Source organism: Achromobacter seleniivolatilans (assembly GCF_030864005.1).
GTDB classification, from domain to species: domain Bacteria; phylum Pseudomonadota; class Gammaproteobacteria; order Burkholderiales; family Burkholderiaceae_B; genus Achromobacter; species Achromobacter seleniivolatilans.
This window is the reverse complement of the sequence record NZ_CP132976.1, coordinates 3,559,104-3,573,498: the sequence shown is the minus strand read 5'-3', so window position 1 is coordinate 3,573,498 and position 14,395 is coordinate 3,559,104. Positions and strand designations below refer to the sequence as shown.

Sequence of the window (14,395 nt, the reverse complement as noted above, 5' to 3'; positions counted from 1 at the left end):
CCATCACTTGAGGATACGCGCTTTATGTTGCTGCTTTACTCAAAAGCAGTGATGGTTACTCAATATATCGTGCGCGACCTATCGAGCATGGCCCTAAATGGCCGCTTTTGTCGTTAACCAGCAGGGAATCTGCAAGAAAATCCCCGTTACGTGGTAATTGGAAACGCCAATTGACTTTAAGCGACCCTGCGCCCATAGTGGGTTAGAAGCTTTTCGAGCATCGTGATTTTCGTCCGGTCTTGCACCCTCTGGGGCGCTTAATTGTTCGCAGTCCTTTCCTTGACAGGCTCATCTTCGCGGGCGGTGCTCGCATTAAAAGGAATGAGATTATGGAAACCGGAATTGTTAAGTGGTTCAACGATGCAAAGGGTTTTGGTTTCATCATGCCCGAGAACGGCGGCAAGGATTTGTTTGCCCACTTCTCTGAAATCATGAGCGATGGCCACAAGGTCTTGCTTGAAAACCAACGCGTCAGTTACGTGACTGCGCAGGGCGCCAAAGGCCCGCACGCCACGCAAATCCGCACTTTGTGAATAAAGGCCCTAGGGCCTTTTGATCAAATTTGGGGGGTTCATGTTTCACAACAATATGGTCTACAAGGGCTATCGGCTTACCGCAAGTGTTTCCCGCATTTCAGTCGGGGGCAGCGGCCGGCCCGCCTTCACCGCAACCGTGGCAGTAGAGCTTGCGGCAGATTTAGACAAACTTAACGAACATCACGCTGTGCCTTTATTTGCATCCGGCGGATTTGTGTCCAGTCCGGGAATGGCGGTAGATGCCGCTATCAATCATGGTCGCCTTGTGGTTGATGCACATGCCAGGCCTGCTTGATTCTTCGCAGCCTGACGCTGCACTTCTGCCAGACCGGGCCGCCCTATGTGGGCGGCCTTTTTATTTCAGCGGCGAAGCTAACCGCGTTGGATTACACCGGCCCGCGTAGGGGCGGTTGACGTTGATAACGCACGGTGAAGCAAATCAGTGTTCACTCGGGCTGGGTTTCTGCGGCGCCGGGCTTGTTTCCTGCCGTCTGAGCTTGCTTGCGCGCGGCGTCTTCCTTTTGCTGCTGCGTTTGTTCGCCCTGCTGTTCTTGCTGCTGATTGGAAGCCTGATTCTGATCGGCTTGATTGGACGATGCGCCGAAGCGGGTGGGGAAAGCCATGATGAGCACCTCTTGGGTTATTGCAGCGATAAGCCGCTACCCCACGGTAGCCTCCGGATATGGGTTTCCCTAAGCCTCAATTGCAACAAACAATAGTCTGTCAGCAGGCCTACACTGACTGAATCAAAACGCCCGGGAGATTCGCATGACGAACTCAAACAGTGGGGCAGGCAACGAGCGCGTGGACAGCGAAGGCGATGTGAAAATTGCAGCGTTGGCCACGTCTTTCGCGATTGAGCAATTCGACGCTTCCGAGCAGCGAATATTGGCTTATCTTGGCTCGTCTGTATTAAGCCGTTGGAATGAAATTCCACTGGATACGCGGCAACGTATCTTGAATGGCGATGCTGTGCAGGGCATATTTGATGAATCGATGGTCAAGGCGCGCATTGCTCAGTTGCTTGCCAGCGATGGCAACGAACCGCGCAAAGACAAACGTCCTATTCCTATGCGTCCGGGCATTACCCGAGTGGGGCGCGATGATGAAGATTTTGTTGATCGCGCTAAAACCGCGTACAAGCAGGATGGCGGCGCGGGCGAACCCGCGCACTACAGCCATATCAACGAATTCGAGGGCAAGCGCGTTGTCGTGCTGAGAAACAAGCGCGGGGTGTTGGCGGTTTACGAGGATGTGGAAGGTTTGGTGACGCGGCTGGCGCGTTGGCCGATATCTTGGGTATGACCTTCTGGGTATGACCTTGGGGGTGAAAGCCTGCCGGCGTTGCGCGCCGGCAGGCTTTTTCTACAGGCCGAAAGCTTGTTTTTCCTCGCTGCTCAGTTTGGCCAGTTGCGCAGGCGTTAACGCACCATCGCCCACGACTTGCACCATGTTGTTAGGCCGGTAGGCCGCCCCATTGTTTGCTTGACCGTCCTTGCCTTGCGGGCTTGGCGTTCCCGATACGGGTTCTGCGCCAAATCCCAGGATCTGCACATTGATGATGGATGGCTGATTTTGGCGGGCTTGGTTTTGCGCGCGCTGTGCCGAATCCTGGGCGGCATTCACGGCAGAGCTTGCTGCGGCGCTGGCGGAGGTCAGCGCGCCAGTGTTGACGCTGGCCGCCACCGGGACACCGATGCTATCGCCTTCAGACTTGATGTTGGCCGCGTTCAATACGGTCTGTGCGCCTATGTACACATTGCCTGATACGCGGATGCCGGCCTCACCTGCATCAATCGTGCCCAGAGGCGCGTACAGATCGACGTCGCCAGCGGGCACTTCGGCCAACGGCGCCAAGGTGGCGATGCCGGCCCCGCTGGACGGCGCGGCGGGCGACAAGGTGATGTTGCCTACGCTGTCATAGACCCGGCGCGGCGGGGTGTAGACCACCGTAGTTTTGGAACCGCGGCCTGCGTTGATATCGCCTTGCGCCGACCACGCCAGGATGTCGCCGCCAAATGTCGTCATGACGCGGCTCTGACCCAGCAGGATGCTGTCCTGCGCATACAACTGGATGTTGCCTTGGCCTTGGGTCAGCACGCCCGCCGAACCCGGAGGCGCGGCGCCTTCGACGCCATAGACTTGCGCGCCGCCCGGCGTCAGCACCTGGACGTCGCCGCCGCTTCGGGTTTGCAGGCCTGCGCCGCCATACATCGTGACGCTGCCCTTGTAGGTCTGTGCCTGGCCTTCAATATTATTGATGGGAAACAGCGCCGCAATGGCTTGCCGGCCGCGCAGATAGCTGCCGTCCCGGGGGCTGGTCTTGTCGTTGTATTCCCGGCCGCCCGCGCGCAGTTCGGCGAAGTAGATCTGGCGCGCAAAGACGCGTTGCTGCTCAGGCGCCAGGGCGTTGAAGAAGGCGCGTGCATCGTCGGTGTTGCCGGCAAAGGCATACCGTTGTGTCAGCCACAGCAGCAGTTCAGTTTCATAGGTCTTGAACGGCTTGCCCTGGTCGGTCAGCGGCAGGCTGGGGTCCGCGAGGTTCCCGGCATCCAGATAGCGGCGCAGGAAACCTGCATAGTCGGCGCCTGCCGCGCCCAGGCCCGCCTGCAGCACAATGCTGGCGCCAGGGCGTGTGTCGCCCGGCACGACAGGGCCCAGGCTGACCACGGCAGCCTTGTCTTCCATCAGGATATTGCGGCCCGCGCTGACTTCCAGCGTGCCAGGGCCTGCCACGGTGAAGTTGCTATACAGAATGTCGCGGCCAGCTTGCACGACGGACACATCGGTCGCATCGCCATGGACGAAGTAGTTATTGCTGTAGTCGTGCGGATAGGGGCCGGAGAGACCGTTTTTGATGCCCAGCGGGCTCCCACTGCCGACGATGTCGCGGCCGGCCATCATGCGCACCGGGCCGCCGGCCACATACCAGTTCGTGCCGGTGGGGGTTCCACCATTGCTGGTGGGTTGTATCAACCGGCCGCTGCTGACGCCGACCAGATCGCCGTCTCTGGCGTAGATGCGAGAGGGCGCAACGACGCCGGACGTGCTTGCCGACATGGATTCAAACGTGAATAAAGCGAGGCTTTGATACGTACCATCGGGCGACAGCGTGTTCGGGCCCCAGATGATGGCGTTGCTGGTGGGCGCTTGCACCATTCCGACAAACGCTGGCCGGAAGATCGACGCCAAAGCGCTTGTGCTGGCGCTGGTGCGTCCGAACGTGGAGTCGCTGCCGAAGATGGAATCTCCTGCCAGCAGGTCCAGCCGGGCCAGTGCGCCGGGCGCCAGCGCGACATCCCTGATGTACTGAATGCTGCCGTGGGCAGCGACCGCTGAGAATTGCGAGGGGTAAATGTTGACCCCGTCGCTGTCGATGGATGCGGCGCCGGCAGGCGACAGATTTCCGCCTGCGCTGAACAGATCGATGGCGGTATGCGGCGTCCACAGCGAGAACCAGCTGCTTGATCCGTGCACGCCCAATGTGCCGTCTGCCTGCGTATAAGGCATGGCTGCCGGCAAGAACACGCGGCCTGGATCTCTGGCGTTCAGCGCGACCAGATCGCCCAGACTTTGCAGCTGGAAAGCGCTGTCGCCCGGCGTCAGCGTGAGGCCTCCGGTGGCGTCGAAGCTGGACGGCTGGAACCGGTCCAGCGCACGGGTGTCGCGCGCGGCCAGAACGTTGTACAGAGGGTCCAGCCGGCCAACCGATGCGGCTTGCAGCAGGGTCTGGCCGCGCAAGTTGGTAATGGCGCCTGTCGATTCGAAGGGACTGGGCAGCGTGGGATTCAAGCTACCGCCCACGCGCAGAGAAATGTCACCACCGCCTGTCAGCGCCAGCGTGCCGTCAGCCATGACCCGTCCCGTGCTGCCCACGGCCAGCACCAGACCCTGGCTGTGCGGGTTGATGTAGCGCTCCATGTAGCTGATAGGGCGCGCCGTGATGATGCCCGCGTCGCCGCGCACATCGATGTCCAGGTTGCCGCCGCCCAAGGCGCCAAAACCCGTGAAACCGACAAGCTCGTCAGCCAGACTGGCAGCAGACGAGGTATAGGTACCGAAGTTGAGCCACCATGCAGTGGGCTGGGCCTGGCCGATAGCCGCGTCGCCAGTGCCCTGGCGCCACAACCAGTTGCCCACTTGATCGGAGTTGTAGCCCGTGGAACGGACCTGCGGCCGGCCGACAGATCCCTGCGATGCTTTCAACAGATCACCGGTCAGACTGACGCCTGCGCGCAGCGTCACGTTGCCGCCGCCGTCCGGGTACCAGGCGCGGTAGACGCTTTGCGCGCTGCCGTCCACAAAGGCCTCGAAGCCTTTGCTGGGGTCGCGCAGCACCGTGCCGTCGGCGTTGATCAGCCGCGGCTGATTGTACGGATCGCCAGCGTAGGTGCCCGCCGAGGACGTACCCGCCGTATAGACGCCATAGAGCGATTGCATGCGCAGATCGCCAGCGGCCAGCAGGTCCAGATCGCCGGTGCCGGTGCGCAGTACGCTGAATCGCGCGGTGCCCGGGCGGGCGACGAAAGTTCTGTCCCCAGTGGGCGTGCAGAATTCGGGGTTGTCGTTGCAAAGCGCGACGGCATCCGCATAGCCGAAATTGTCGCGAACGAAATCATCGTCTACCGGTTGGCCTATCAGTTCCGGCATACCGATCACGTCACCGACCATCTGGGTCCAGATGAAGGGGCGAGGGCCATCAAAGCCGTACATGCCGTAGTGATTGTCGGCCAGCACGACATCGCCGCGTTTGACACCGTCCTTCGTGGTGAATTGCGTGGCCCGGGTATCGGCCGCGTTCAGGTCGGCGCCGCCCGCCAGCCGCATCGACCACGATTGCGAACCTTCGGGCAACATGGGGGCTACCGCCCACACCTGACCTTGAGCGCCGTCGACGACCGGGCGCAAGTCGATGTATTCCACACCTGCCCGCAATTGCACCTTGGTGCCCGCAGGGATCAGCGCGCCGCGCGGCAGGGTGACTTCACTGGCCAGTTTGACCTCGTTGAATACATTGCCGTTTTCCGGGTTCGCGTTATTGGGTAGCGGAATGCCCGCAGGCCAAGTGACGGCGCCGATAAAGGTCTTGGTCAACAGGCGCGTGCCAGCGCCCAGTTGCATGCCTGCGGGCAAGGTCAGCGCTTGCCGCAGCACCGTGCCAGCGGCGTGGGCGACACTGCCATCGGGGTTGAGGATAGGGGCCGATAGCACTGTGCCGGCAGGCAGTACCAATTCGCGAGCCAACGGCGCCGTGACCGGCAACACCACATTCTCGGACAGCGTGCCGCCCTGCAAGGCAACGTCGTAGTTCAAGGCGACGCCGCCCGGGAATGCGGTACCTGCGGTCAGCACCACACCGGCATGCGGCGTGATCAGGTCGGCGCCGGTAAAGTCCAGGCCCGGCAGCAGACGCCAGCCGTTCAGATCCTGTGTGACGACAGGCGGAGGGGCGAAGCCGTCATTGATGCTGCCATGAATTTGCAGGTCGCCGCCTGCGCGTATGACCAGATTGCCGACTTCGCCCGAGCCCAGGACGCCCGGCCGCAGCGGCGTATGGGGGTTGATGCTGGCGTAGCGGAAGCCGGACAGATCCAGGTCGCCTTGCACCACCAGATTGCCGTCAGGCGTGGCGCTGCGAATCTCAACGCCCGGGCGCAAATGCAGCGCGTCGCCATAGGCGCGCAAGCCAGCCAGCTTGGTGTTGATCAGATTGCCGTTGGCCCGCGCATTGTCGATGAAGTCAGTGCTTTCATCATGCAGCCGCTTCAGATAGGCCTGATCGATGACTTGATAGGGCTTGCCGTCTGCTGTGGTTTCAGTACCGGCCGTGGCGTCGGTGTAGATCCATACGCCATTGACTGCAATACTGCGCGCGCCGCGGATGTCCAGCGGGCCGCGCGCGTCGATGTTGATGTCGCCGCCGCTGATGCCGCCCAGACGCGGCGCGTTCAGATCCAGCGTGCCTCGCGGCAGGCCATCGTGGTTCAGGGCTGCGGTGCCCGCGCGCAGATCAATGATTGCGCCAGCATCCAGTTGCAGCAAACCCTGGCCGGAATTCAACTCGACTATGGCGCGGTTGGGCGCGTCAATGATCTTGCCGTAGCTGTCCACGCGCAGCGTTGTGCCGTGGGTATCCAGCACGGCGCTGGAGGCCAGACGCAACCCGTCGCGAGCGGCCAGACGAATGCTGCCCACGCCTGCTCCGCTGGCGTCTATACGGCCCGCCACGGTCAGGCTTCCGGCATCCACCGAAAGGTTCACAAAGCGCGCACGCACCTCGTCACCGACGACCAGACTGCCGCGTTTGATCTGAAAGCTGCGGCCGCCAAAGACCTGGCCATCATTCAAGCGCTGGTTCAGCCCGGCAAAGTCCACCAGCTGTGCACGGATGTCCACCTCGCCGAAGGCATAAGGCACTTGCGTGCCGCCCGCGTCGTAGGTGCCAGAAGCCGCGCCCAGGATACGGCCTTGCAGATCCACGCGGCCAGCGTTGTCGTCCAGCGCTACGGCCGTCAAACGGCCGGCCCGGTTGTTCTGTGCCGACAGATCAATGGTGCTGCCCGCAGCCTGAGTGATGTCGCCGTGACGGCTTTCCAGATTGATATCGCCGCCCCAGCTGTACTTGGTGATGTCATGGAATGGGACGGGGCGCCCGGCCACGTCCAATTGCGCATTGGCGCCCAGGATCAACGCGTTGTCGGCGCTTAAGCTGAGTTTGCCAGTGGGCACGGCAATGCGGCCGTTGATGTTCAGCGTGCCGGCATCAAGCGAGAGCTCGGCGCCCAAGCCGTTTGCGTTGGCGTTGACTGGCGCCGCCGCGGGCCCGTTGATGTTGATGGCTGCGCCCGCCTTGAGGCGGTTGACGGACCCGGCTTCGCCCGTCAGTAGCGGCGTATTGAGATTGAGCGTGCCGCCGGAATATTGCCACCCCTTTACGGCGTCGAACGCGCCGCGTGATTGATAGACCTCCAGCGCGCCGCGATGATTGGCGGTGATGCGGTCGCTGGCCGTCAGGTTGACCTCGGAAAATCCCAAAGCCAGGCGGCCGTTGTCGTTCTGGCCCAAAGGTTGTGTGTAGGGTCCGTAGCCGAATTCGATGCGTTCGGCCTGGATATCCAGCGTTCCGCTGCCAGTGCCCGCGCCATGGTCGATGACGCCTGCGGGCGGCGTTATCGATCCGTTCCAGATCAGGTTCCCTGCGCGTAGCGTGGCCACGTCACCGGCTTGCCCATAACCATAGATGGCGGGAGCCGTCAGCGCGAGGGTTTGCAGGCGTGATTTTCCCGTGGCCGCGTCGATAGTGTCCAGCGTCACGTTGCCGAAGAAATTGAATGAGTCGCTGACGGCCAGCGTCAGCATCTCCAGCGCTGGCGCGCCAAACCGCCGGTCGCCCGCCATCAAACGGTTCAACAAGGTCTGGTTCAGCGCCAGGCCGTCAGCAAGCGCGCCGCGGGCTGCCGCCTCGGCCAGCGCCTGTTCGCCGCCCGCGTTGACGGTGCCCACCGACAGGTTCAGATAACGCGCACCGTAGCTGACGTTCGTACCCAGATCGAAGACTTTGTTGGTCACCGCGGCCAGCGTGCCTTCGGTGTAGAGCAGCGACTCTCCCGAGCAAGCCGTGGCGCAGACGCCGATACGGATGGGGCCGGCGCCATTGGGTTCCTGGTCTGCCGTGGGCGGGAGCATGTTGATCCAGCCGTTGGACAGGGCCAGAAAACTGCTGGCGCTCGCGCCATAGTTGAAACCGGCAGTGGAGTCGAACGGCGATTTTCCACGGCCGATGGTGTTGATGACAGCGCCGCTTTCGATGGTGATGCCGGTCGTCAGACCGCTGGTGACCATGAACACTTCGGCGGCGGACAGCGTAGCGCCGTCGCGCAAGACCAGGGAGTTGAAGTGCGTGCCGGCGTACCCGAAGTCAACCGTATTGGCGTTGGAGTAGTAGTCCACGTTCGGCAGCGCGCCCAGTACGAGACGCGGGGCGCCCACCGCGCTCATCTGGGCGGAATCCAGGGATAACCCATCAAATCCCGCGCTCCGCCCCGCGCCAGGCGCCGTGATTTCCGTATGGCCAGTTCCGGAATTGGTGCTGGTCACGGCGAACGTGCCGCCATAGCCGCCCGCCGCAGCGGAGAAGTCGGCGCGCCCCGCGTACGCGAACGCCTGGCCTTCAGGGCCCGGATTCAATTTGAGCCTGAGCGTGCGCGCATCCGCTGGCAGCATGGCGCGTGGCAGGCCGCGTCGTGCGGCGTCGGCTTGCACGAAGGCGGCATAGTCCATTTCGTTGTACTGCGACATCTGCCGCAGCACCGCCGCCGGGGTAATCAATAGTTGCTTGGGTACGGCGCTGCCGATGCCCGTGCCGGCCACGCCCATGCGCCCTGCCAATGCCCACGAGCCATTGCGCAATTGCATCGCGCCGTTGGCCGCGGCGCCCGTTGCAGCGCCGTTGATTTCCACGCGGAAGGCGCCGGGCATCAAGGCGTAGGTCGACGGCATCAGCGTGTAGGTGCCGACGGGCAGGCCGGGCACGCCGCTGCCTATCGTGACCTGTTGACCGATTTGCGGTGAGTTCTGGCGTGCGTCCGCCGCAATGGGCGCGACGGTTGTTTGTACGCCAGGGACCAGCGCGTAGACGGGATTGGTGGACAGGCCGGGAAGGGTGAATCCCTGGCCCTTGGCGTTGATCTGCACCAGCGGGCTGAAGCGGGCGTCGGTCGAGCCGCCACGGCCCGTCACAAACCCTGCACCCAGCAATTGGCCTCCCCCTGACAGATCCAGTGTCGCGTCCTGGCTCACACGAACTTCTTCTCCGGCCAGTTGAAGACCCGCCCGCAGTTCACCCGTTATCGTGGCCGCGCCCATGCCGGTCAGCGCGGCGTTCTCCCCGGCATACTGGTAGCTCACGCCGTCGACGGTGCCGCCATAAGGCATCACCAGCCCGCGGCCGCTTACCGATGTGACGCTGCCGGGCAGCAGGGTGGCGCGGGATGTGGTGCCGGTTGTGTCCGACACACCCACTTCCAGCAGACCCAGCGGCGCGCGCAGCACGCCGCCTTGTTCGATGATGTCGGCGCCCAGCCGCAGGCTGCCGAACGCGGTGTACGGCATGGGCGGCAGCGTATCCGTGCTGCGGCGGATGGTGATGGTGCTGCCTTCCTCGTAACCCAAAATGCCGTCGCGTTTGCCGCCCAGACCGGCCACGATGCGCGTGACGGCGCCCGTGTCGGGATAGATCTGCGCGGCGGTCAGGCTCAGGTTGCCGGGTACGGAGAGTTGCGTGGTGAAGGGCTGATTGGACAACGAGACTTGCGTGCCCCGGCCGCCCAGAAGGCGGATGTCGCCCTGGCTGCGCAGGTCAGTTTGCGCGAATCCCATGCCGATATAGCTGACGGCGCCGTCTGGCGCGTGTTTGACGGTCAGCTCGCCCAGCAGGACCGAGTCGCGCAGGTCTATGAAACCCGCTTCCGTGGTCAGCACGGATTCGCTCACGCGAGTGGAAGGGGGCCGGGCGTGCGACGGTCGCGTGTAGCCGTCCTTTGCGCCATTGTCGGTGGCGCCCGCCAGCATCACATATGGCGCGGCAAGCAACACGCGGGAATTGGATGCCGCCGTTTCCATCATGTTGATCGAGCCACTGAAGAGCCGCAGGCTTTGGTTCATGCGCAGACTGACATCGCCCGCGAAACTGATCGCGCCGTTGCTCAGCAGGCTCAAGCTGCCAAAGCCGCCCGATTCGACTTGTTCAACGCTTAATGCGCCATGGCCGTACACCAGCGCGTCTGCTGCGCCGTCGGCGCCAGTAAAGCTGGCCAGTGCGTCGGCCAGGGTCTGTTGCGAGATGAACAGATCCCGGCTTCTGTTTGCGCGGGCGCCCAGCGCTGCAATGCGGTAGGCCGGAGCGTCCAAGGCGATGGATAGCGTGCCGCCAGCTGCGCCTGCGCCACCGGCGCGGGCATTCATCTGGCCGTCCAGATACAGGCCGTTGCCCGAGCTGATGGCGATATTGCCGCCCGCGCCAGCCAGGTAGGCGGGCGCGCCGTTGGAGAGCACGGTGGCCGCGCTGCCAGAGGCATCCAGGCGGCTGCCCGGACGCAACACCACAAAGAGATCCGGCGCCACGACAACACCCAGCGCATCGTCAAGCTGGCTGCCCAACATGATGGCGCCGCCATCCTGCACGCGGCCATAGGTTTGGCCTTGATGATTGATCGCCGTGGTTGCGCGCCCGGCAACGTCCAGCACCGCGCGCTCGCCCAGCCAGATGGACCGTCCGTGGCCGGCGGCGATTGCGTCGTCCGACAGACCTGTGCGTAGCGCACGCACCGCGATGGCTCCGCCCCACGCATTCAGTGTGCCGTTCACCGTGATCTGGCCAATGCCGGTCAGATCAATTTTCTGGCCCGGGTCCACTTCGATCAACGCCCCTACGCCGATGCGCAACGGGGTCGTGTCCAGCGCGGCTACGTTTGCCAGCGCCGTACCTGCCTGCAAGGCCAGACTGGCGCCTTTGCGTTGGGTCAGGGCGCTTTTGACCGGGTCTTCCTGATACAGCGGTGGCATCCAGATCTGCAAAGCCTGGGCTTTGTCCTGCGCCGCACGTGCGCTGGGAGCATAGCGCTGCACCGGCATCGTGACGCGCATTTGCGCACCGTCGGCAACTTCCAGTCCGTGAAAACCGATGACTTCGTATTGAGAAAACCCCAGTCCGAAGGCGCCGTCCGACAGAATCGAAACGTCTTGTCCGCCGGCGCGTGCCGCAGCGGCGATCGCAGCGGTTTGGTCCGCGGCCACGATGCGCACATTGGCCGCTTGCAGCGTGAGTTTGCCGCCGCCGTCCACGCCCTGGCCTGCTATCGCGCCGTCCAGGGTCAGCACGCCGCCCTCCGCATTGACGCCGGCAGCCAGCGTGACGTCTCCACCCTTGCCATTGCGAGTCTTGCCTGTAGCCAGCATGGCCGCGCCGCCGCTGACGTCGACGGTGCTGTCCGCGGCCATTGCCACAGTATTGGTGCTGCGCAGCGCCACGCTGCCGCCATTGCGGTAAGCCAACCCGGCGGACGATTGCGGTTCGGTGCTCAGGTTCGTCCACAGTCCGCTTGCGTCCAGCACTGCGCCCGCACCCAGCGTGACGCCTGTTGGTTTACCGGTGGGAGCGGATACGGCTGTGTCTTCGTTGCGGCCATTCGCGTTCCATTGCTTGAGTATGTTGCCGGCCAGTATCTTTCCGCCGGCCGCGCTGATGCCCGCGTTGATGTCGACCTGCGGCGCATACAACACGACGCCCGCGCCGGATGTAAGGCTCAGAGCCTCGTTGATCGCGACGTGTTCAGTGCCAGCCAGCCGGATACCGCCCAACCCGGCCGCATTCAGCCATGCCGCGTCCAGGCGAATTTCGCCTGCGCCTGCCTCGCCTGTGCCGGCCGTAACCTGCCCGGCAACACCGGTCAGCGTCCAGGCCAACATGTTGGTTGTGGCGTCGAAGATCGGCGTGTACCGGCCGACGACCAATTGCGCGCGGCGCGCGACGGCGGTCTGGCTCTGGTAGTAGCCGTCTGCGTCCCACTGCGGCGCGTCGACTTGGCGGCCGCCCTGATAGACCTCACCAGTCAGCGTGCCCGCGAGTTGGGCGGCGGCGGTCGACACAATCAGCTGGCCTGCATCGCGGCCGACGGTGTAGCCGCTTTCAAAGCGTTCGCGGGGGGCGATCAGCGGGTTGTAGAACGTGCGCGTGGCCTTTTCGCCCCAACGCTCGTGAGTCTGTTCGTAGCCCTTGTACAGGCCCGTGTAAAGCAAGTCGCCGGGCGCGCGGGAGACCTCGTACAGACGGCCGTCCGCGCCGCGCAGCCAGCTTTGGCGGATGATGCCGTCCTGCACGTCCAGCGTGCCGCCCGACAGGTTGATGCCCGATCCCGCGCGGGTGACAAGTTCACCGCCCGTAAACGTGGCGCTGCCGCCTTGAGCCAGCCATTGGCCCGCGCCGCGTCCATCGTTGACCAGATAGCCGCCCACTTCCAGCAGGCCGCCGCTGGTGTACCAGCGGTCGCCTCTGTAGCCGTTGGTGCCGCTGGCCACTTTGACCAGAGTGCGGCGGTCTACCCAGACATCGCTGTTGTTCAACAGCTTGCTGTCGCGATTGATGGGGGCGTCGCGCTGCTCGTTGCCCTGCACGTTGATCTGCAGGTTGTTCGATTCCATCGACACCCGCACGCCGATTGCGCCGGCTACGTCCAGTTCCGCTCCGCTTTCCAGCACGGTCTGCTTCTTGGCTGACACCACGATCTGGCCGCCCGTGGCGACTGTGGTCGAACCGCCTTGGAACGTCGCCAGATTGCCTGTCACGACCTCGATTCGCGACAGGTCCTGGCGGTCAGCAACGGTGCTCAGGTGATCGAAATTGCCGCTTGCCTTGTTGGTGGCGGTGCCATCCAACGCTTTGATGGCGGCGTCGCGCTGGCTGTCCAATCCCGTGACGGCCGACGCCTCCAGCACGACGGCGGTGACACTGCCCGCGCCCAGGGTCACGCTGCCCGTGGCGTCGCTTGCCCGGTTCAGCAGATGGATGGCGCCGCGTGTGCCGATGTCGGTGGTGGCGACCAGCACGCCGTCCTGCCGCACGTCGTGTCCGGTCAGAGTGATGTCGCCGGTGGGCGCGCTGATCAAGCCGGTATTGCGTACCAGGCCAGCCTGACTGCCGGACTTGCGTAGGGCACTGACTTCGTTGCCGGTGGTGGTGGATTTAGGATTGCCATCGGTGCCGTAACCGCGGCGGATGACGAAGTCGTCTCCGGCGGCAAGTACCGTCTGGCCGCGCGGCGTGGTGATCGCGCCCGCGTTATGGGCCTCGCTGCCCAGCAGCAGCACATAACCCCCGCCCTTGGTGGCGGTGGCGGGCACCGCTGTATCGATGCGCGCGCCTGCCTGCACCTGCACTTGGCCCAGCGCATCTTTGAAGGTGGCTTGCGTGCCATCGGTGTCCACGAACAAACCCTTGTCGCGGAATTGCGCGTCGGTGATCGTGGCCGCAGCCACGACCAGATTGCGCGTGTTGACCTGACTGCTGCCGGTGAAAATCACGCCGTTCTGGTTCACGACCAGCACGGTGCCGTCGGCTTTGATTGCGCCCTGGATCTGACTGGGTTTGGCGCTGGCGCCCACGACGCGGTTGAGCACGGCGTCGCTGGCGGCTTGTTTGAATTGCACCGTGGTGTTGCGGCCCACGTTGAACGTGTCCCAGTTCAGGATGGCCCGCGATTGCGTTTGTTCGATCGTGACGGTGTGCTTGCCGTTCTGCGATGCGGCGACGGCAGCGCTGGCGCCTTCCCATTTGGCCAAGGCGCCTTGCGCTTCCCACAAACCGCCTTCTACCCGGCCGTCCGGTACATCGTTGCCGCCGGCGGCAGCGGCTGCACGGGCGGCCGCTTGCGCGGCCTGCTGAGCAGCCACCGCCGCAGCAGTGCGGTTCAGGTTGTCCAGCGACTTTTGCAATTGCTGGCGCGACTGCGCCTGTTGCCGGGCGCTTTGTCCGATACCTGCCAGGCTGCCATCCGGCATGCGGCCGGTGCGCTGCGCCGTGGACTGCACGGCGTTCTTGTCCGAGAACCACCCCGGGCTGAACGCCCGCGCCTGGGCTTGCGCCGGGCCGCTGGCGCTACCCGCAATGGCCAGCGCTGCTACCGCTTGTGAAAGCGGACTCAGGCGCCAGGCGGGACGATGGCCGCGGCGGCTGAATCGGAGCGGGGCTGCGCGTTGGCGCGATGAAGGCAGAGCGGGGGACGTAGCGGACGTAGACGAGGACATGGCGTGATTCAAGGATGTCGATGAAGGGCGGCAGTGACAAAGCCACCGTGCCCGCTTAC

5 protein-coding genes are annotated in these 14,395 nt (G+C 63.8%); 3 read left to right on the top strand and 2 right to left on the bottom strand.

From position 1 onward, the window contains the following. The first annotated feature begins 329 nt into the window (after window positions 1-329). Both RAS12_RS16010 and RAS12_RS16005 read left to right on the top strand, forming a co-directional pair. Complete coding sequence (locus RAS12_RS16010) at window positions 330-533, top strand: cold-shock protein (RefSeq protein WP_306937028.1); 204 nt, start codon at window positions 330-332, stop codon at window positions 531-533. A gap of 40 nt (window positions 534-573) precedes the next feature. Beyond that, entirely contained in the window at window positions 574-831 is a 258-nt protein-coding gene (locus tag RAS12_RS16005; RefSeq protein ID WP_306937027.1) for a hypothetical protein, read from the top strand. A gap of 151 nt (window positions 832-982) precedes the next feature. On the opposite strand, the gene RAS12_RS16000 is transcribed toward RAS12_RS16005, so the two are convergent. Continuing rightward, window positions 983-1,159 carry a hypothetical protein gene (locus RAS12_RS16000; RefSeq protein ID WP_306937024.1) on the bottom strand — a complete coding sequence of 59 codons (177 nt, stop codon included), beginning with the start codon at window positions 1,157-1,159 and terminating at the stop codon, window positions 983-985. A gap of 181 nt (window positions 1,160-1,340) precedes the next feature. Here RAS12_RS16000 and RAS12_RS15995 point away from each other — a divergent pair, with 181 nt between their 5' ends. Further along, window positions 1,341-1,841, top strand: coding sequence for a hypothetical protein (locus RAS12_RS15995; protein WP_306937022.1), 501 nt, complete (start codon window positions 1,341-1,343; stop codon window positions 1,839-1,841). 60 nt (window positions 1,842-1,901) lie between these two features. Here RAS12_RS15995 and RAS12_RS15990 read toward each other — a convergent pair whose 3' ends face one another. Continuing rightward, a complete protein-coding gene (locus RAS12_RS15990) occupies window positions 1,902-14,336 on the bottom strand; it encodes a filamentous hemagglutinin family protein (protein WP_306937021.1) in 12,435 nt (4,144 codons plus the stop codon). Window positions 14,337-14,395: the final 59 nt, after the last annotated feature.